The following is an 18,548-nucleotide window of genomic DNA, read 5'->3' on the forward strand; positions in this document are numbered from 1 at the left end:
ATGAACAGCAATAAAAAATTTCAATTATTACGGAGACGGAAAAACGGTTATTTTGAACGTGTGAAAGGAGTTCCGGAGCCTGTTTCAGCCCTTATAACACGACGTGTCAGATTCAGCGAAGCAGATGTTATGGGAATTTCATGGTATGGAAGATATCCCGAATTTTTCGAAGAAGCATCAGCTGTCCTTGGAAGAAAATGCGGTCTTACCTATAAAGCTTTTTATGAATCGAATCTAAGGGCTCCCATAGTACAGTTTCATATAGATTATTATCTTCCGCTGATGCTGGATGAAGAATTTACTGTTACGGCGTTTCTGATCTGGGATGAAGGCGCAAGGCTTAATACCGAATTTTTAATTACAAAGCAGGATCAGAGAATTTCAGCGGCAGGTTATACCATACAGATGTTTACTGATGCCTTAAGCGGGGAGGTTATTATAGCATCACCGGAACTTCTTGAAAGATGCCGGGAAAAATGGCTGGCCGGAGAGTTTAAATGCTAAAAACTGTTGCAGTAGCAGCTGATATGGTTACTTCCTATGGCTGGGGAACAGATCTGTGCTGGGAAGGTCTTTTTTCAGGAATAACAGCCATACGTCCTATCGAACGTTTTTCAACTCATAACCTGCAAACCGGCAATGCCGCAACTATTCCCGGTTTAACAATGAAACCGGACGAGTCGCTTGTCATGCAGATGTTAAGGCCGCTTCTTGATAAGGGTTCAATTGAAATACCGCATGATACTTTTGTAATTCTTGCCACAACAAGTGGCGATATAGAATTTGTGCAACGGTTTGTTTCAGGTGAAGAAAACAATCCGGAAAAAAGTCTGCCGGACTGTCTTCTTGATAAGATAATGCTTCTTACCGGAACCTGTGGTAAGGGAATAGTTGTTTCCTCAGCATGTGCCTCATCAAGCATAGCAGTTTCAAGAGCTGCATCACTGATACGAAACAAGGTTTATGATTGTGTTCTCGTTATCGGTTGCGACTGTGTTTCGGAATTTGTAACAGCCGGTTTTTCTTCTCTTATGGCTCTTGATCCTGATGTTGCTAAACCTTTTGATAAAAACAGGCAGGGTTTAAGCCTTGGTGAAGCAGCAGGCTACATGCTTCTTATGAGCGAAGAAAGGGCTGCAAAAGGCAACATAGCAGTAATGGGAGAAGTGGCAGGCTGGGGTTTGACTAACGATGCAAACCATATAACCGGTCCTTCAAGAGATGGAAGCGGCCTTTACCAGGCGATTTATAGTGCATTGAAATCTGCCGGTATCGCAGAAAACAAGATCGGATCTATATCCGCACATGGAACAGGGACTGTATATAATGACTCGATGGAAATGAAAGCGATCAAAAAAGTTTTTGCTGAAAGCATATTACCGGTATATTCCGTTAAAGGCGGGATAGGGCATACGTTGGGTGCTGCCGGCCTTCTTGAAATAATAATTTCATTTAAGTCTCTGGATAAAAAAGTTACGCCGCCTACTGTAAATTTATCTGATATAGATGAAGAAGCCGAAGGCTGGGTTTTTCCATATCCGCAAACTTTTGAAAGCTCTTATACGCTATCAACCAACTCAGGTTTTGGGGGAGTTAATTCTGCCCTTATTCTTAAGATATAGGGAGATCATGATTGTTGTAACCGGCATAGGCTGGGTTAACCATAAAGAATATGGATGTATAATAGGAAAAGATAAAAAATCTCATGAAGGCTTTGATTCTTTGCATTCCTGTTTCAAAAATGAATCAATTTTTTTGTACCCTGTAAAAAACTTTGGCAGATTCGATATGATATCAAGGACCACCTGCTTTTGTACAGCCCTTGCCTTAAAAGACGCCGGGATATCCTATTCCAATGATCATAAACATGCCGATAAAAGGGATATGGGAGTTATGGGCACCAATGAAGAAGGCTGTCTGAAATCAAATATTAATTACTATAAGGATTATATCGGCAGCGGGAGAATAGTTGCAAGGGGAAACCTTTTTGTATATACGCTGCCATCAACACCTCTGGCAGAAGCTGCGATTCATTTTGGCTTAAGCGGCCCATTGCTTCATATGTCTTTTAAGGAAAAAAAAATATCATCTCTTCTTGGTTTTGCCAAAAGAAGCATTATTGAGAAAGAAGCCACAGCTATGCTTGCGGTTAAAGCCGAAGAATCCGATGCCATATCTTTTGTTCTGGAAAATAAAGATGATATTTCAAACAAAAAGAGCATAACACTTGAAAATGTAATTTCTGCAGCAGAAAAATCATCATTTGATGAAATGATATCAGCTCTGACAGATTTGAGATAGATTTTAGTATCTGCATATTAATAAGAGGAATTTTGTGAAAATAAAACTGATTTATCCTAAATGGCCCAAATTAAAAAACCAGCCGGAATTTAACCTTCCTCCTCATGGACCGGTGGTTTTTGCAGCGGCTGTAAGAGATGATATAGAAATTTCATTCTGCGATGAAAATATTGATCAACTTGATTTTAATGAAAATGCAGACTTGATTGCTCTTTCTGTTATGCTTACATGCCAGATACCCCGTGCCTGGGAAATAGCTGATGAATACAGGGCACGAGGTAAAAAAGTGATATTTGGCGGGATAGCAACAATGCTGCATGTTGATGAGACTATGCTTCATGCAGATTCAGTGTTTGTGGGAGAAGCCGAAGGTCATTTTGATAATGTTATAAGTGATTTTGAAAACGGAAAACTTAAAAAATTATATGATTTTTATCATGATTTTCCTGAAACATCTCTTATAGGAAATGCAAGAAGAAGCATACTTAACCGGGAAAAATATAATTTCCGCGGCGTTCAGATGGTTGATCTTATACATGCATCCCGCGGCTGCCGGTTTAACTGCTTTCCCTGCTGTACGCCATATCTTGGGGGAAGAAAATTCAGACCGCGGCCTTTTGATGCAGTAGTTGCAGAAATTGAAAGCATAGAAAATAATCGTTTGTTTATTGTTGATAATTCTTTGGCCCAGGATGATGAGTGGGAAAAAGCCCTGTTTAAAGCCATAACTCCATTAAAAAAGAAATGGATATCACATCCTATAAAAGATGATGATGAAATTCTCGATCTTGCCGCCAAAGCCGGCTGCTGGTATGTTTATCAGGCGATTGTCGACACCTCCGATCACATCAGAAACAGAGTAAAGCGCTTAAAAGAAAGGGGCATCGGCGTTGAAGGCACTATAATCCTTGGAACAGACGATCATGACGAAGATTATATAAAAAGACTCGTTGATTTTCTGTTTGATATTGATCTTGATCTTGCTGAATTTACGATCCTTACCCCGTTTCCTCACACACCGATAAGAGCAAAACTTGAAAAAGAAAACAGGATTCTTCATAATGACTGGATTCGTTATACCGCTGATGAAGTTGTCTTCAAACCCGCAAAGATGAGTGTTGATTCACTTCAGAAAATGTATGAATACGCCTGGGATACCTTTTATTCAAAGATGTGCAAGGAAATCCAGATGGCAAAGCTGTTTATCAAAGTAATTGAAAAAGAAAAACTCGACGGAACATATAAAAAATATTCTGTTGCAGGCGGACGAAAAAGAAAACTTTCAAAAAGCGGGGCCGAAAAAATATGAAGATATTATTGATTGGCGCAAATGTTGCCAGCACGCCATATTATGTTTATCCGCTGGGAATAGCAATGGTTTCCAGTACATTAAAGAATGCAGGTCATACGGTGCGCCAAATCGATTTTCTTCAAAACAATATGTCCTTAGAATCGATTGAAAATGAAATAAGATCCTTTTCTCCGGATATTATCGGCATATCGATGAGAAACATAGATAATGTTAACCTTTTAAACGAGCAGCGTTATATAGATGCCGTCGGAGAGATTGTTAAAAGAGTCCGCCAGGTAAGCAGCGTGCCTGTTGTTATGGGTGGATCGGGATTTTCGATTATGCCTGAAGCTGTCTTAGACAAAATCGGAGCAGATTACGGGATTGCAGGAGAAGGTGAATCCCTGATGGTTCAATTCGCCGATGATGCGCAAAAAGGAATATATCCGGAAAAGCGCTGCATCCGGTCATCAAATTTTCTGCAAGGAAAACAAATACCATCTGCCTGTTACGATCCGGATATCATGCAGTTTTATCTAAAAAGCGGAAACATAGCTTCCGTTCAGACAAAACGCGGTTGCAATCATAAATGTATTTACTGTTCTTATCCTCTTCTGGAAGGGGCTGCTGTTCGTTTGCGTGATCCGGCATCGGTGGTAAACGATATAGAGTCTTTGATAAACGATCACAAGGTTGGCTATATATTTTTTACTGATTCGGTGTTTAATGACGATGATGAGGCTTACCTTGAAGTTGTTTCCGAAATGAAAAACAGAAATATAAATATACCCTGGACAGCTTTTTTTAAACCCGAAGGATTAAAAGACGAGCATATTGCTCTTATGAAAGAAACCGGGCTAAAAGCGGTTGAAATAGGCGCAGATGCATCCACTGATACTACCTTAAAAAGGCTTGGGAAACCATTCAGATTCAAAGATATTGCTTTATGTAATGATCTTTTTGCAAGGCACCAGGTGGCAACGGCACATTTTTATATGTTTGGCTGTCCGGGTGAAACGAGAGATACGGTGATAGAAGGGCTTGAAAACATAAAAAGTCTTAAAAATACGGTATCATTTATTTTTATGGGTATCAGGATACTTCCGAATACTATCCTTCACAGGATAGCAGTTGATGAAGGCCTTGTTTTACCGGATGATTCTCTTCTTGAATCAATATATTATATTGCTCCCGGAATTGAAAGGCAATGGCTTGAAAAAACTCTTACAGACGGATTTAGCGGTATAAGAAATTGTGTTTTTCCTCCTGATGCCATGGATGGAAGCTTGCAGTTTTTGCACAAACTTGGTTATTCAGGATCTCTTTGGGATATGCTTGTTCCTGGCGGAAAAAAAACAAGAAAGCATAGAACAAATGCCGGAAAGTGATGTTATAACAGACCGGATCTGGTGTGTTATTCCGGTTTATAACAATTGCGCTGCGGTAAAAGGTGTTGCCGATAAATGCAGTTTGTACTTGAAAAATATTATTGTTGTAGATGATGGAAGCACGGATGCAGATATTGCCCAAGTGTTTGCAGGAACGGAAATTAAAGTAATAAGTCATGGAAAAAACATGGGAAAAGGAAAGGCTATAAATACTGCTATGAATTATATAGCAGAAAAAGGCGGCCTTTTTATGATAACAATAGATGCGGACGGCCAGCATTATCCAAAAGATCTGAAAAAATTTATACCACTTTTACAAGATGATGAATCCGCCATTGTTGTTGGATGCAGAAATTTTAATATTGAAAATGTATCGAAATCAAGCCGGTTTGGAAGAAAATTTGCTTCTTTCTGGCTGCGCATTGAAACCGGCATTACCATAAATGACTGCCAGAGCGGTTTTAGGGCGTATCCGGTAAGATTTATTTCAAAGATGAAGTTTTATGGTTCGCACTATGATTTTGAAGCTGAAATTCTGGCAAGGGCAGTTTGGGCAGGACTTAAAATAAAGACAGTGGATATAGATGTTTGGTACCCAAAACCTCATGAAAGGGTTTCGGCTTTCAAACCGGTAACAGATAATGTCCGTATTTCTCTTATGCATACAAGGCTTGTCGGCAGACGTCTTTTACAATTGATTTTATTTAAAAAGGAGATGTGATTGCTTTTGGCGGATGATGAAAAACCGGATCAGCAAAAGGAAGATGCCGATAAAAAGCCGGTTTCACGTAAAAGAGGAAACAGGCCCGGTTTCTGGTTTTTTGAGATATTTATCCGTGTTTCCGGACTTTATGGAGCATATGGCCTGTTGCATTTTGTATCTCTTTATTATCTTTTTTTTGACAAAGAAGCCGTATCTTCTGCCCGGTCATATATAGAAAAGAGATTTCCTGAAAGTGGGAATTTTAAACAATATTTTCATATTTACAGACTTTTTGTAAGTCAGGGAAGACAACTTATAGACCGTTTTTCCGTTGTCTGTACGGAAAAAGATGTTTTTGATATAAAACTTAACGGTTTTGATCAGCTTCAAAATATTTTGAATGATTCTGATCGCGGCGTAATTTTGCTTACATCTCATTTTGGAAACTGGCAGATAGCGCTTACTGCTCTTAATAAACTGGGCAAAAAAGTTTTTCTTCTGATGCGTAAAGAAGATAATGAAGCCGTACGGGATTTTTTAAATGTAGGATATGAAAAAGGAGATATAAATATCATATCACCCGAGCAGGATTTTGGCGGAGTGATTGAAATCATGAACGCACTTGGAAAAGGGCATATCGTTTCGATAATGGGAGACAGGAGATATGGCGCCAAAGCTTCTAAAGTAAGGTTTTTAGGCGATTATGCATATTTTCCTTTAAGCGCTTTTGCAATAGCGGCGTCGGCGCAGTGCCCGGTTGTGGTTTTGCTTGCGGCAAAGGTTTCAGCTTATGAATATGTGGTTGATGTTACCAACATTCTTTATCCTGAAGGCAGCGGCAGGAAAAAAGAAATAAAGCTTGTGCCGTGGATACAGAAATACGCACACATACTGGAGGATTTTGTAAACATAAATCCGTATCAGTGTTTTCTTTTTCATGACATATGGAAAGATGAAAAATAAAGAGGTAATGAAGGAGAATAGTTGATGGAAGAAGTTAATAAAATGAATCCGGCTGGTATCAGGAAGCTTCTTAAAGAGCTGCTGATTGAAAGTCTTTCACTGGAAGATATACAGCCGGATGAGATCGCAGACGATGAAATCCTTTTTGGGGAAGGTCTTGGCCTTGATTCTCTGGATGCGGTGGAAATTGTAGTGCTGCTCCAGAGAAATTTCGGTCTTGAAGTAAAAGATATGAAGCAGGGAAAAGAGATATTTTATTCCATAGAAACTCTTGCACGGTATGTATTTGAAAATACCGGAATACCCAATACTGCATCATGAAGGTGGTAATATCCGGGATAGGAACAATTTCAGCTGCAGGCTTAAATCTTAAAGAAAGCCTTAGTTCCATGAAAAACGGAAAAAGAAACGCAGGACCGGTTTCTCTTTTTCCAAATGTATTGCCCTATCCTGTATTTGAAGTAAAACATCTATATGAAAAAGCCGGGATGGAAGGCTTGCGCACTTTCTGTCTTGCTGCTGCTGCGGCTGATGAAGCTTTTAAGGATGCAGGGCTTTTGCTGCCTCTTTCTTCAAATATTAAAGCAGGCGTTTGTTTAGGCACTACAGTAGCAAGCCAGCTTAATGATATTGAATTTTACAGCGCTTTTAAAAAATACGGAAATGTTGATTTAAAGCCGGTTGACCGTTATCTGCGTGGAAATATTTCTGAAGCGCTTGCTTATCAGATAAAAGCAACCGGACCGTCTGTTACAGTTGTAAACGCCTGTTCTTCCGGTACCGATGCAATCGGAATAGCTCTTTCCTGGTTAAGGTCAGGTGATTGTGATATGGTTATTGCCGGAGGAGCAGATGAACTCAATCGCGTTCCTCTTTGCGGGTTCGGATCTTTGGGAATTTTAAGCAATTTTTTGTGTGCTCCCTTTGATAAAGACAGGACAGGCCTTAACCTGGGTGAAGGGGCGGGAATACTTATACTTGAAAGGGAAGAATTTTATATTAAAAGAGGAAAAACCCCGCTATTGTATCTTTCAGGGTATGGATCCGCTGCGGATTCCTATCACCTTACTGCACCGCATCCTGAAGGAAAAGGGCTTGAATCAGCCATAAAAAAAGCTTTGTCCGATTCCATGATATCTCCGGATGATGTATGCTTTGTAAATGCTCATGGTACAGGAACTTTTGATAATGATAAAGTGGAGAGTACTGTTTTATCAAGAGTTTTTGGTGAAAATGTAAGATATTTTTCAACAAAAGGATATACAGGCCATACTCTTGGTGGTGCGGGAGGGATTGAGGCTGTTTTTTCTGCGGCAGCGCTAAAACATGGATGGATACCTGCAAGCGCCGGGTTTGTTTCCAAAGGAGATGAAATTCCTGTAAGCCCTGTTACGGCCAATACAGGCATAAGCGGATCTTATGCAGTATCAACTTCACTTGCTTTTGGGGGAAACAATGCTGTGATTGTTATGGAAAAGGCTTAGAAAGAACTTATTTAATTATGTTTATTTCCGGAATTGGAATTATATTTACACGCGGACGGGGCATTGATCGTTTTGAAAATGCCTTAAAGCAGGGTTGGACTGATCCTTTTTGGACAGATTCATTTCCGGCATACCGGGTAGCTAAAGAAGTATTATCTGATGCAGCTTTGTCAAAAAAAATAAGAAGAGCGGACAAGTTTAGCAAAATGGCTGTTTATTCTGCTTTTGATGCTTTCAAAGACAGCGGCATAACATTAAATAATAATGAAACGTTGGGAATAATACTTTCTACAGCTTTTGGTCCGCACACAACAACTTTTAGCTTTATTGATGATATACTCGATTATGGAGATGCCGGTGTATCGCCGACAAAATTCTCAAACTCCGTTCACAATGCTGCTGCATCATATATATCAACTGTTCTTGGCAGCTGTGGCCCAACAGTAACTCTTACTGACTTTTCATATCCGTTTCAAAATGCTTTGCTTCTTGCAGAATCATGGCTTAAAGAAAAACGATGCAAGCATGTTTTATTCGGATGCGTTGATGAATTAAGCACAGTAATGGAATATGCCTGTAAGATTAAAATGAAAACAGCTGAGGATGGAAAAATAAGGCCTTTCATGTTTTCAGATTGTCCTGTTTCCGTTTTAGGTGAAGGCGGAGTATTTTTTGTGTTATCTGATGAAAAATGCAATAATAATTATGCTGAAGTAACGGAAATTTCTTTTATTGGAGAAATAAAGAATAATTATGATATAACAATTATCGATGCCGACGGTATGGCAGGGGATGAATCAGGCTATGAAAATATAACAGCTAATGGTTTGCCTGTAGCCGGATATTCACCTGTTTTTGGCAGCATGAAGATAGGAAGTGCGTTTAATTTTGCGGCTGCCTGTCTTATGTTGAAAAATCAGCATATTTACAAAAGTCCTGTTTTGGATAACCGAATACAGGTTAACCTATGTCCCTCAACAAAAGAAGCAAATATAACAGGAATAAATTGTGTCAGAATTTGCAGGTCTGATAAAATATCAATTATTAACTTACAAAAATAAAGGAGTTGCTATGAAAGTAAAAAACATAAATCTAATTTGTACTGTTCTGATGGTTCTTATAATTTTTACTTTTTCCTCCGTTTTTGCATCCGGTTTTCCCGGAAAAACATATTATACAAAGACAAATATCTGGTATGAAAAGACTAACGATATCTTATCCACAAATTACCATAGAGGCAATATTTTACCTATAGGAACAAAAGTAATAATTCATAGCATAGAAGACCGTAAAATTCATTTTACTCCGGTAGGAAGCGGAGAAATGTTTACGATTATAAATCATAAAAAAACCAGTATAATAAGCACCGACAGGCTTTTTAACCGTTATTTTTCTACTGAAGAAGTAAAGCCAGGCGACGGGGATTACTATCAGGCAACTGAAGCTGACCTTGAAAATATCAAAAAAGGAGTTATTGCCGTGGGAATGAGCAAGAAGGCTGTGATAATGGCTTACGGTTATCCCCCTGCTCATAAAACACCCCGCCTCTCAAGCGATATCTGGTATTACTGGTATGCACGTTTGCACAAAGTTAATGTATATTTTAAAAAAGACAAGGTTTTTAAAATTGAAACTATAGGACCTGCTCCATATCCCGGAATTCTAAGGTCTGATGTTGATGAAACAGGCGGAACAAAAAAAGATAAAATAAAAGAAAAAAAACTGAAAATAGAAGAAAATTATGAAGATGAGTTATAAGCCGGATAAATAGTGTTAGGTGTTATGTGTTAAGTGTAAGGTTTTGCGTATTGATTATTCAGCAAATCAGGTTTTTGAGATTAATTAGCTGACATCTTATGGCTAAAACTTAATAAAAATCGATTTTTGACTTTTATTTTAATGGTCAAGAAAGAATTAATTATATGGACAAAGAAAGCAATAATAAAGTTATTGAAGAGGCTCTGATACAAGAGGTTGCCGCAATTTTATCAAAAGATAAAGCTGCAATTGATCCCAAAGTTGCTCTGCATGAAATGGGTATTGATTCTCTTGGTTTTGTTGAACTTCTGGTTATTATGGAAAAGAAATTTAATATAAAGCTGATGGAATCAGGCTTAACCAGGAATGATTTTAAAACGATCAGATCCCTGTCTTTAAAAATTAACGATTTGATTTAGTTTAAATGCTTTCTTTGCCATATTCTAAAACCAGGCGTTATCTTACCGGAATCGACTGGATTATTCATGTATTAAATTACATGACAATTCAAGAAACCGGTGCAGACTTTATGTCTCAGATAGTAATAGAGGTTTTTGGCACAGTTAATGCCGGTGAGCTTTTTGGTCGCCTTAATTCTTTTATAAATAAATATCCGGTCTTATATGGATATGCCTCAAGAGATATTAACCTTGCTCCTTACTGGAAAGTTCCGCCTGCCGGGAAAACAGATGTGCTGTTTGATTACATGAAAGTTGAAAACGGCGCTTCTTTTGAAGTTATTATAAAACATCTTGAAAATAAGATTAATACTGCTTTTAATAATAAAAGACATCATCTGGCCTTTTTCCTGATCAATTCAGGCGATAAAAGTTTTATCGCTATGAGATTCGATCATCTTATCTTCGATGCGGCAAATGCCGAGGCTTTCCTTAATTTGTTTCAAAAAGAATGGAAAGAAAAGACTCAATCTGGTTGTAAAATTGCGCCTGAGCCTGCCCATCTTAATTTGTGGATGGAAAAATTTATGGCCGGTCAGAGAGTAAACAGGGCTTTTCTTAAAATAGCGGACAAAATTCCTCCGCGTGTATTTCCTCTTCCTGCCGTGACAAACGGCTTTAAATTCAAAATTCTTTCTTTTGACAAAAAAGATGCTGATACAATAAGTGAAAATGCTTTTAATGAAGCAGGCTATCTGATGCTTATGCCTTATTCTCTGGCAGCATCGGTATATTGCTTTCATAAGATATTTGCCGGGCGCTTGATATCGTCCGGTGATTATGTGATACCTGTATCAATTAATATGAAAAAGCAGGAAAAAGAAAATAAGCAGTTTTTCTTTAATAATGTTTCTTTTTTAATTTTCAAGATCAAAGCTGATATTGCAGAAGATTTTGCCGGTTTAATCAACTCAGTTAAAGAACAGATGTATAATCAGGTTAAAGCGGATTTCCCCGGTGATTTATGTAAAGCAAGCATGTTGATGAGAATAGCGCCTCTGTCACTGCTTGGCAGACTTATGAAAATATATTTAAAAGGACAGGTTGCATCTTTTAGTTTTTCTTATCTCGGAGAAGCTGTTTATACATATGGTGATTTTATGGGAAACAATATTCTTAACCTGTTTCATATGCCCAGAGTTCCCGTTCCTCCGGGCATCGGCATATTCTTCCAGCGCTCCAATGAAAGAATGAACGTAATCCTTTCATACCTGGACGGCATGTTAAAAGATGAAGAAGCTGAAGAAATATTAAGTCTGTTACAATCCAGGCTTGGTGTAAAATAAAAAATGGATATTTTCTGCGATATTCTTGTTGCGGGCGGAGGAATAGCCGGTATTGCAGCTGCTGTAAAAGCTGCACGTGAAGGTGCAGATACAGTTCTTATCGAAAAAAACAGCTTTCCCGGCGGAATTGCGATCCATGCTATGCACCGTTATATCTGCGGTCTTTATAATTCAGACTCAGATGCTCCGGTAAATACCCTAAACGGTGGTATTGCCGAAGAAATATGTCTTATGCTGAAAGGTCTTGCCCCAAAGACAAAAGCGATCCGGATGGGTAAAGTTTATGTTTTCCCCTTTGCAACTGAAGATTTGTTGAAAGTGCTAAGGAACTTAAGTGATAATCAAATCGGTCTTACAATATTCTATGAAAGCAAACTTGATTCGGTAATAACTGAACAAGGCAGTATAAAAACTGCGTCTGCAAAAAAGCTTAATGAGCAGTTGGTAATTTATCCGCGTTCTGTTATAGATTGCAGCGGAGATGGAGCGGTAATCCGTCTCAGTGGAGCAGCATATGAGCTTTCACCTGCAAATGAACGTCAGCTTGCAGGTTTTTGTTTTAAAATAAAAGGGATCGTAAATCCATCCGGCATTTTTCCTGTAAGTGTTCCTTATTATATATTTCGTGCCGTTACCGAAAAAAAGCTTCCGGCAAACTTAAAGTTTAGCAAATATTATCCGGGAAATATTGATGATGAAGGATTTTGTATTATAAATCTTCCCTTTGAAAATAATTTTGAAAATATACAAGAGGCCGGAAAACATGCTGTAATAGTTCATCAAATCCTTGCTGATTCTCTTGTTTCATTTAAGGATTCGTTTATAGATAAGTTCTCTGATGCAATTGTTGAACGTGAAGGATTGCGAATGACAGGCCAATATATTCTTACAAAAAAAGATGTGCTTTCAGCCCGTAAATTTCACGATGGTGTGGTAAAAAATGCCTGGCCGATAGAGTTGTGGAATCAGGATAAAGGGCCAACATACCAGTATATTAAAGCAGGAGACTTTTACGAAATTCCCTTGCGCTGTTTAAAATCTGTAAACATTAAAAACCTGTACGGAGCCGGGCGTTGTATTTCGGTATCGTCTGAGGCGCTTGGTTCAACAAGAGTTATGGGAACCTGTATATCTATAGGTGAACAGGCAGGGCTTGCAGCGGTGAATAGTTTGTCCGGTAATACTTTATGAAAATACTGCTTGTCAAACCTTATCCTGAATTATTGGTTGCAAAACGTCTCCAGGAAGGTTTTTTGCATCTTGAACCTCTTGAACTTGAGATAGTTGCAGGAGGCGTTTCCCGGGAAGATGAAGTATTTATTCTTGATTTGAGTATTGAGAGCAATCCGCTTGAATTTTTTTTAAATGAGCTTGTCCGGATTTCTCCGGATATGGTTGGATTTTCAGGATACAGTACTAATGTTGATGTTATAAAAAAGCTGGCAAAAATGGTCAGAAATTATGACCAGTATATAATAACTTGTGTCGGAGGAGTTCATGCTACACTTCTTCCGCAAGACTATGCTGTTGACCAGATAGATATTATAGTAAGAGGGGAGGGGGGAACAGTAATTAAAGAGATGCTTCGCCGTTTTAAAAAAGGTGAAACATTGCATTACGACAACCGGGCTCTTTCTCCCAAAGATCCTGATTTTGAGGCAAAAACAAAACTTGCGCCGCCTGTTTATCCTTCTGTTGAGGAAATACCGCGTCCAAGAAGATATCTTGTCCAAAGATCAAAGTACTTTTGTGTATGGACATCAAGCCAGTCGGGAAAACTCGACACAATGTTTCCAAGGGTTGCAAGTCTCAGAACTTCCATAGGGTGTGCTTTTTCCTGTTCATTCTGTGTTATTCCCTTTCTTATGCATGGCAAATACCTGCAGCGAAGTCCAATAGATGTTGCAGATGAGATAGCTGCTATTTCTGAAGAGCATATATATTTTGTAGATGATGAAATGTTTTTAAATCCTGAAAGGGTTGCCAGGATTGCAGAGCTTCTTATAGAACGTTGCATTAAAAAGAAATATATAAGCTGGGCACGAAGCGATACAATAGTTAAATATCCCGAAGTTTTTAGGATATGGAAAAAAGCCGGTCTTGAATTAATCTATGTGGGTCTTGAATCCATGGATAAAATCCGCCTTGATGAATATTCAAAACGTACAGATGTTGAAACAAACGGAAAAGCAATCGAAATTTTAAAACAATTGGGCATAACACTTCATGCAACATTTATCGTTCATCCTGATTTTACCCGTGATGACTTTAAGCGGCTTGAAAAAGAAGTAAAGGGCTTATGTCCGGCCGAAGTTACTTTTACAGTTCTCTCGCCATCTCCAGGTACAACATCCTGGTATGACAATAAAAAAATATTTATCTGTGATCCTTACCGGTTCTATGATTGCATGCATTCCGTGCTTCCTACCCGGCTTCCTTTAAAGCGTTTTTATCAGCACTTTGGAAGATTAAACAGTCTTGCATTACGTTCAAACCCTATACGGGTTAATAAAATAAAAATTCCGTTAAAGGATCTTTACAGAGCTATTACTGGTGGAACAAAATATATTTTTTCCTTGTATAATATTTATAAAGATTATCTGACGGATAAGAGATGGTAAATATCTTTGAAACAATAAAAAAAGAAACATATGGCCATCGCACAAAAATTGCGGTGATCGAAGGTAATCAGAGCATATCTTATAAAGAGCTTATTAATAGTGCACAAAATCTGGCTTTAAGGATAAAAGCTTGCGGCATAAAACCGTTGGACAGGGTTGCTATGCTTTGCAATGACAGCATTGATTATATTATTATCAGCCTTGCAATACTTTCCGCCAGAGCAGTGGTTGTCCCGGTATCGCCATCTCTTTCATGGGATGAAACGGAAACTGTTTTAAAAATGATAGATATTAATTACCTGATATTTGATAACTCGCCGTATTTAATTAAAGATTCTAAGATCATTTTTTCAGGATTCAAAAATGGTAAAAAGTTTTTTATACACAGAAGAAATTCTGAAGATAATGTTTCAGATGATTACTATGCTATAAATCCTGCCTTCATAAGATTTTCATCCGGCACAACGGGCGAAAGTAAAGGGGTCGTGCTTTCCCATGAATCCATAATTGAAAGAACGGATGCTGCCGACAAAGCGCTTTGCATGACTTCTGAAGATATCGTCATATGGGTGCTTTCCATGAGCTACCATTTTGTTGTAACAATCCTTCTTTTTTTAAGGCGGGCTTCAACAATAGTTCTCTGCGGCTCTTTATTTCCTGAGTCGTTTTTTGATAGTATAAAAATATTTAAGCCGACATTTATTTATGCATCTCCTTTTCATTACCACGTACTTGCAAATTCGGATGACCTCTCATCTGATCTTTTATCAACGGTTCGCATTGCTATATCGACCGCCATGAAACTGCCCCAATCAACGGCGTCGGAATTTTATGACAGGTTCGGGTTTGAGCTTTGTGAAGCATACGGCATAATTGAAGTCGGCCTTCCGTTTGTCAACCTTTCCGGCATTAAAGCAAAAAGAGGTTCTGCCGGAAAGGTTCTGCCGGATTATGATATAAAAATCGAAAACCCGGATGGAAATAGAACAGGAGAACTTTTTATTAAAGGCAAGGGATTGTTTGATGCCTATTTCTCCCCATGGAAAAACAGAAAAGAAGTTTTGTTAAACGGCTGGTTTAAAACAGGAGATCTTGGAAGTATCGATAATGACGGCTTTCTTAACATATCGGGAAGAGATAAAAATGTCATTAATTTTACCGGCATGAAAATATTCCCCGAAGAGGTGGAATCCGTTTTGAACCGGCATCCGGCTGTTAAGGAATCCTTTGTTTACGGTGTTTCACACCCGCGATATGGTGAACTTCCCTGTGCAGATATTGTATTTAAAGATGAGGTAAATTCAGATTTTGATACAAACGAGATACGCAGATTTTGTTATAGTATGCTTCCTTCATACAAGGTTCCAAAAGAAATTAATCCGGTAAAAATACTTGAAAAAACAGCAAGCGGTAAATTAAAAAGATGGGGAGCTGTTGGCAATGCATAACGGTCAAATATTTTACCATTAGGATGACCTGCTGATATTACTTCACCTGATTTTTTGCTTGTAAAATATTCTTTAAATAGACCGGTTGCTTTCATTTTCTACAATTTTTGGTTCAACTTTTTTGGTTTTAATTAAACCATACATCATTATAAATCCGGTTGAAATTATTACTTGAATGATAAGAGATTTATTGGCTATTTTTAAAGAGTGGTTCAATGGTATGGACATAAACAATAAAATAGTAATTAACCCTCTTGGCGCTATAAATAGTAATGGATTTGCAGGTAACTTGAATAGTTTTAAAAACGTAGCTCTCAAAACAAATATTCCAACTGTTATAGCTATTGACCAAATTAAAGTGTCTGTATTTAATAATTCAGAAGTTTCTATAGAATAGCCAAAAAACAAGAAAAACAATGAACGAATTAAAAAAGTCATTTCGGCGGTCAATTCTTTGAATTTATTTACTTCATTATTTAATATTTCCGGGTGCAATTTATCAATGTATTTAAAACGCTTCAGTTCGTCTAAATTTCCAATAAACAGACCGAAAAACAAGATAAAAATCAATGCCGGTAAATGGTATGTTTTTAAAATAGCATAAATTAAAATAATCAGTAAAATAATCGGAACAAATTTTACGTGGTGTTTGATTTTGCTCAACAGAAATGCAAGTGATAATGCACAACCAATTGAAATAATTAAAATAATTAGCAATTGTAATAAAAAGTGCCCGACAGACTGAGTGCAGATATTATCGTTAAGTGTAATGAAATTAAAAAATATTACGCCAAAAATATCTGATAAACTGCTTTCGTAGGTGATATATTCTTTATTTGAAGCAATTAAGTATTTGGCAGTCGGTATAGCAATAGTGCTGCTGATTATTGTATAAGGAACGGCATTTATTAATCCAATTTTGAATGTAGTACCTTCAACATATTGAAAACATATGCTAAACAGAAACTCATGAATAACATCGGCAACAAAGCAATTATTGAAGTTTTTCCTATTATTGTGTATTTAGATTGATTTAGCTCTAACTCCAATGAACCTTCTAACACAATTAAAATCAAACAGATTGTACCTAAAGCAGGAAGTAAAGGCGATAAATCAGGGATTGAAAATTCAAACAAATTTACACCTTGCCTCACTAACCATCCCAATATCAATAGTAATATGACGGAAGGCATTTTTGTTTTTGAAGAAGTAATATCAAAAATGTATGCAAAAATCAATAAAGCGCAAATTGTAATTATTATATTTACTGTCATTGTTCCATTCAACTTACTAGAATTATGCAGATATCCATGACGTTGGTTCCCGTGGGGCCAATTTTGATATGACCTGCGGCTTTTCCAAAAAAATCGTAGGAGCGACTCTCAGCCAGGTAGTGTTGAGGAATCAGGCCTTGTCTGTGTGCAGCATTCATAATGCTCTCATCTGCAAATGCGCCGGCCGCATCGGTTGGGCCATCTTCGCCATCTGTACCGGCTGACCAGATCAGTATTCCGTCCATTCCCCACCCGGACAGATGCTCCAGCGCTGCGAGCACCAGTTCCTGGTTGCGACCTCCTTTCCCGCCGGGAGCCACTCCCGATACGGTAGTTTCACCGCCCGCCAGGATGCAAACAGGCGGCCGGAGCGGCTTACTTTCATGCTTGATACTCAAGGCAATCGCTGCAAGTACAACTGCCACTTCCCTGGCTTCACCTTCGATACGGCTACCGAGGTTCAAAACATTGTACCCGAGCCGACTTGCTTGTTCTTCAGCAGCAGCAAGGGCAACAACATTGTTGCCGAGCACGAGGTTTATGATCGATGGGGGCAGTGACTTCGGGGTTTCCTGTATCGCTCCATTCGCGCCCTTTGTGATGTGATTAAGTACTTCTTTGGGAACTCTGTCGAAAATGGCGGGGTTTTCGACAATACGTAATGCATCAGCGAACGAAGTCTTATCAACAGCAGTTGGTCCGGATGCTATGGTATCGAGCCGATCGCCTACGACGTCGCTGATAATAAGACTTACGAGAGCGCCGGCCGAACATTGCTCTGCAAGCCGTCCGCCCTTTACCCTCGAAAGGTGCTTTCGCACTGTATTCAACTGTGAGATAGTAGCGCCGGCTTCACTGAGAAGTTTAGTAACTTTCCGTTTTGCGTCTATGCTTACACCCGTTACAGGAGCCGGCATCATGGCAGAGCCTCCACCGCTAAGAAGACAGATAGCCAGATCGTTATCATGCAAGGACTTAACTATGTCCAGCATGGATTCTGTACCTGCCTGGCCCTCAGGCGTAGGAAACGCCGATGCTGTCGGGCGGCTTCCGTTAAGCACGATTCGGGACAGCTTGCCGGCATCCTTGTCCAGGACATTGACTATTCCGCTCAGATTCTTTTCTGCGATCAGCTCCGGACCTAAAATGGATTCTATTGCCTCCGCCATAGCTCTGCCTGCCTTGCCGGCGCCTACTACTGCGATACGCTCTATCGCATCCAGTTCAAATGAGTGGGCACCGATGATAAGTTTACCGGCAACAACCGATACGGCACCGGTGGCCAACCGTTCTGGATCAACAGCGCCTAAACCGGCTTCCCATATCAATCTGGCATCTGCTTGCATTTTAAAGCTCATATCCTTTTTAAGATTCTCCGGCGCCACAGTGTTTATTTAAACATAATTTATGGGTTGTTATTGGCATTACAATATGATAAATATTACATTAAGAAATAATATAAATAAATACATTTTTGCCTGGTCTGAAGATATATACCCTGAAAAGAGATCAGCACTGAAAGAACAAACAATAGCCAAAAAACATCCGGTTGACCGCCAGGCATAATTTACAA

General features: G+C 38.7%; 20 protein-coding genes. 17 read left to right on the top strand and 3 right to left on the bottom strand.

Annotated elements, in window-relative coordinates:
* The 16 genes from VXK47_RS08405 (at position 1) to VXK47_RS08480 (ending at position 15,701) form a co-directional block, all read left to right on the top strand.
* Positions 1-504 carry an acyl-CoA thioesterase gene (locus tag VXK47_RS08405; protein WP_435548327.1) on the top strand — a complete coding sequence of 168 codons (504 nt, stop codon included), beginning with the start codon at positions 1-3 and terminating at the stop codon, positions 502-504.
* Positions 498-1,622, top strand: a complete 1,125-nt coding sequence (locus VXK47_RS08410; RefSeq protein ID WP_435548328.1) for a beta-ketoacyl synthase N-terminal-like domain-containing protein — start codon at positions 498-500, stop codon at positions 1,620-1,622. Before VXK47_RS08405 ends, VXK47_RS08410 begins: the two co-directional genes overlap by 7 nt.
* Before the next feature lie 7 nt (positions 1,623-1,629).
* Entirely contained in the window at positions 1,630-2,301 is a 672-nt protein-coding gene (locus VXK47_RS08415; protein WP_435548329.1) for a hypothetical protein, read from the top strand.
* 34 nt (positions 2,302-2,335) lie between these two features.
* Positions 2,336-3,610: a B12-binding domain-containing radical SAM protein gene (locus tag VXK47_RS08420; protein WP_435548330.1), complete on the top strand. Its 1,275-nt coding sequence runs from the start codon at positions 2,336-2,338 to the stop codon at positions 3,608-3,610.
* Positions 3,607-4,980 carry a lipid biosynthesis B12-binding/radical SAM protein gene (locus VXK47_RS08425; protein WP_435548331.1) on the top strand — a complete coding sequence of 458 codons (1,374 nt, stop codon included), beginning with the start codon at positions 3,607-3,609 and terminating at the stop codon, positions 4,978-4,980. The genes VXK47_RS08420 and VXK47_RS08425 overlap by 4 nt, the downstream gene beginning before the upstream one ends.
* Positions 4,967-5,701: a glycosyltransferase family 2 protein gene (locus tag VXK47_RS08430; RefSeq protein WP_435548332.1), complete on the top strand. Its 735-nt coding sequence runs from the start codon at positions 4,967-4,969 to the stop codon at positions 5,699-5,701. The genes VXK47_RS08425 and VXK47_RS08430 overlap by 14 nt, the downstream gene beginning before the upstream one ends.
* Positions 5,702-6,646, top strand: a complete 945-nt coding sequence (locus tag VXK47_RS08435) for a hypothetical protein (RefSeq protein ID WP_435548333.1) — start codon at positions 5,702-5,704, stop codon at positions 6,644-6,646.
* A 24-nt stretch (positions 6,647-6,670) separates the two neighbouring features.
* On the top strand, positions 6,671-6,967 hold the full coding sequence (locus tag VXK47_RS08440) for a phosphopantetheine-binding protein (protein WP_435548334.1): 297 nt from the start codon (positions 6,671-6,673) through the stop codon (positions 6,965-6,967).
* A complete protein-coding gene (locus VXK47_RS08445; protein ID WP_435548335.1) occupies positions 6,964-8,130 on the top strand; it encodes a beta-ketoacyl-[acyl-carrier-protein] synthase family protein in 1,167 nt (388 codons plus the stop codon). Before VXK47_RS08440 ends, VXK47_RS08445 begins: the two co-directional genes overlap by 4 nt.
* Before the next feature lie 17 nt (positions 8,131-8,147).
* Positions 8,148-9,191, top strand: coding sequence for a beta-ketoacyl synthase chain length factor (locus tag VXK47_RS08450; protein WP_435548336.1), 1,044 nt, complete (start codon positions 8,148-8,150; stop codon positions 9,189-9,191).
* A 10-nt stretch (positions 9,192-9,201) separates the two neighbouring features.
* Positions 9,202-9,888 carry a hypothetical protein gene (locus VXK47_RS08455; RefSeq protein ID WP_435548337.1) on the top strand — a complete coding sequence of 229 codons (687 nt, stop codon included), beginning with the start codon at positions 9,202-9,204 and terminating at the stop codon, positions 9,886-9,888.
* A gap of 164 nt (positions 9,889-10,052) precedes the next feature.
* Complete coding sequence (locus tag VXK47_RS08460; RefSeq protein WP_435548338.1) at positions 10,053-10,307, top strand: acyl carrier protein; 255 nt, start codon at positions 10,053-10,055, stop codon at positions 10,305-10,307.
* A gap of 5 nt (positions 10,308-10,312) precedes the next feature.
* Positions 10,313-11,632, top strand: coding sequence for a hypothetical protein (locus tag VXK47_RS08465; RefSeq protein WP_435548339.1), 1,320 nt, complete (start codon positions 10,313-10,315; stop codon positions 11,630-11,632).
* 3 nt (positions 11,633-11,635) lie between these two features.
* Positions 11,636-12,823, top strand: a complete 1,188-nt coding sequence (locus VXK47_RS08470) for an FAD-dependent oxidoreductase (protein ID WP_435548340.1) — start codon at positions 11,636-11,638, stop codon at positions 12,821-12,823.
* Positions 12,820-14,253 (top strand): B12-binding domain-containing radical SAM protein, encoded by a 1,434-nt coding sequence (locus tag VXK47_RS08475; RefSeq protein ID WP_435548341.1) that lies wholly within the window; start codon positions 12,820-12,822, stop codon positions 14,251-14,253. The genes VXK47_RS08470 and VXK47_RS08475 overlap by 4 nt, the downstream gene beginning before the upstream one ends.
* Complete coding sequence (locus VXK47_RS08480; protein ID WP_435548342.1) at positions 14,247-15,701, top strand: class I adenylate-forming enzyme family protein; 1,455 nt, start codon at positions 14,247-14,249, stop codon at positions 15,699-15,701. Before VXK47_RS08475 ends, VXK47_RS08480 begins: the two co-directional genes overlap by 7 nt.
* 72 nt (positions 15,702-15,773) lie before the next feature.
* Here VXK47_RS08480 and VXK47_RS08485 read toward each other — a convergent pair whose 3' ends face one another.
* The 3 genes from VXK47_RS08485 to VXK47_RS08495 all read right to left on the bottom strand — a co-directional run bounded on the left by VXK47_RS08485 (position 15,774) and on the right by VXK47_RS08495 (position 18,333).
* Positions 15,774-16,364 carry a hypothetical protein gene (locus VXK47_RS08485; protein ID WP_435548343.1) on the bottom strand — a complete coding sequence of 197 codons (591 nt, stop codon included), beginning with the start codon at positions 16,362-16,364 and terminating at the stop codon, positions 15,774-15,776.
* A 245-nt stretch (positions 16,365-16,609) separates the two neighbouring features.
* Positions 16,610-16,975 (bottom strand): hypothetical protein, encoded by a 366-nt coding sequence (locus VXK47_RS08490; RefSeq protein WP_435548344.1) that lies wholly within the window; start codon positions 16,973-16,975, stop codon positions 16,610-16,612.
* Positions 16,976-16,983: 8 nt separating this feature from the next.
* Positions 16,984-18,333, bottom strand: coding sequence for a glycerate kinase type-2 family protein (locus VXK47_RS08495; RefSeq protein WP_435548345.1), 1,350 nt, complete (start codon positions 18,331-18,333; stop codon positions 16,984-16,986).
* 73 nt (positions 18,334-18,406) lie between these two features.
* Between VXK47_RS08495 and VXK47_RS08500 the strand changes: the two genes are divergently transcribed.
* On the top strand, positions 18,407-18,541 hold the full coding sequence (locus VXK47_RS08500) for a hypothetical protein (protein WP_435548346.1): 135 nt from the start codon (positions 18,407-18,409) through the stop codon (positions 18,539-18,541).
* Positions 18,542-18,548 lie beyond the last annotated feature (7 nt).

Origin of the sequence: Desulfobacterium sp. N47 (assembly GCF_051233685.1) — a bacterium.
Lineage (GTDB): Bacteria > Desulfobacterota > Desulfobacteria > Desulfobacterales > RPRI01 > RPRI01.

What these genes read in the sequence shown, in the direction of transcription:
- VXK47_RS08405 (WP_435548327.1), top strand. Translation starts at nt 1, where the DNA reads ATGAACAGCAATAAAAAATTTCAATTATTACGGAGACGGAAAAACGGT.
- VXK47_RS08410 (WP_435548328.1), top strand. Translation starts at nt 498, where the DNA reads ATGCTAAAAACTGTTGCAGTAGCAGCTGATATGGTTACTTCCTATGGC.
- VXK47_RS08415 (WP_435548329.1), top strand. Translation starts at nt 1,630, where the DNA reads ATGATTGTTGTAACCGGCATAGGCTGGGTTAACCATAAAGAATATGGA.
- VXK47_RS08425 (WP_435548331.1), top strand. Translation starts at nt 3,607, where the DNA reads ATGAAGATATTATTGATTGGCGCAAATGTTGCCAGCACGCCATATTAT.
- VXK47_RS08430 (WP_435548332.1), top strand. Translation starts at nt 4,967, where the DNA reads ATGCCGGAAAGTGATGTTATAACAGACCGGATCTGGTGTGTTATTCCG.
- VXK47_RS08440 (WP_435548334.1), top strand. Translation starts at nt 6,671, where the DNA reads ATGGAAGAAGTTAATAAAATGAATCCGGCTGGTATCAGGAAGCTTCTT.
- VXK47_RS08445 (WP_435548335.1), top strand. Translation starts at nt 6,964, where the DNA reads ATGAAGGTGGTAATATCCGGGATAGGAACAATTTCAGCTGCAGGCTTA.
- VXK47_RS08450 (WP_435548336.1), top strand. Translation starts at nt 8,148, where the DNA reads ATGTTTATTTCCGGAATTGGAATTATATTTACACGCGGACGGGGCATT.
- VXK47_RS08455 (WP_435548337.1), top strand. Translation starts at nt 9,202, where the DNA reads ATGAAAGTAAAAAACATAAATCTAATTTGTACTGTTCTGATGGTTCTT.
- VXK47_RS08460 (WP_435548338.1), top strand. Translation starts at nt 10,053, where the DNA reads ATGGACAAAGAAAGCAATAATAAAGTTATTGAAGAGGCTCTGATACAA.
- VXK47_RS08465 (WP_435548339.1), top strand. Translation starts at nt 10,313, where the DNA reads ATGCTTTCTTTGCCATATTCTAAAACCAGGCGTTATCTTACCGGAATC.
- VXK47_RS08470 (WP_435548340.1), top strand. Translation starts at nt 11,636, where the DNA reads ATGGATATTTTCTGCGATATTCTTGTTGCGGGCGGAGGAATAGCCGGT.
- VXK47_RS08475 (WP_435548341.1), top strand. Translation starts at nt 12,820, where the DNA reads ATGAAAATACTGCTTGTCAAACCTTATCCTGAATTATTGGTTGCAAAA.
- VXK47_RS08480 (WP_435548342.1), top strand. Translation starts at nt 14,247, where the DNA reads ATGGTAAATATCTTTGAAACAATAAAAAAAGAAACATATGGCCATCGC.
- VXK47_RS08490 (WP_435548344.1), bottom strand. Translation starts at nt 16,975, where the DNA reads ATGACAGTAAATATAATAATTACAATTTGCGCTTTATTGATTTTTGCA.
- VXK47_RS08495 (WP_435548345.1), bottom strand. Translation starts at nt 18,333, where the DNA reads ATGAGCTTTAAAATGCAAGCAGATGCCAGATTGATATGGGAAGCCGGT.
- VXK47_RS08500 (WP_435548346.1), top strand. Translation starts at nt 18,407, where the DNA reads ATGATAAATATTACATTAAGAAATAATATAAATAAATACATTTTTGCC.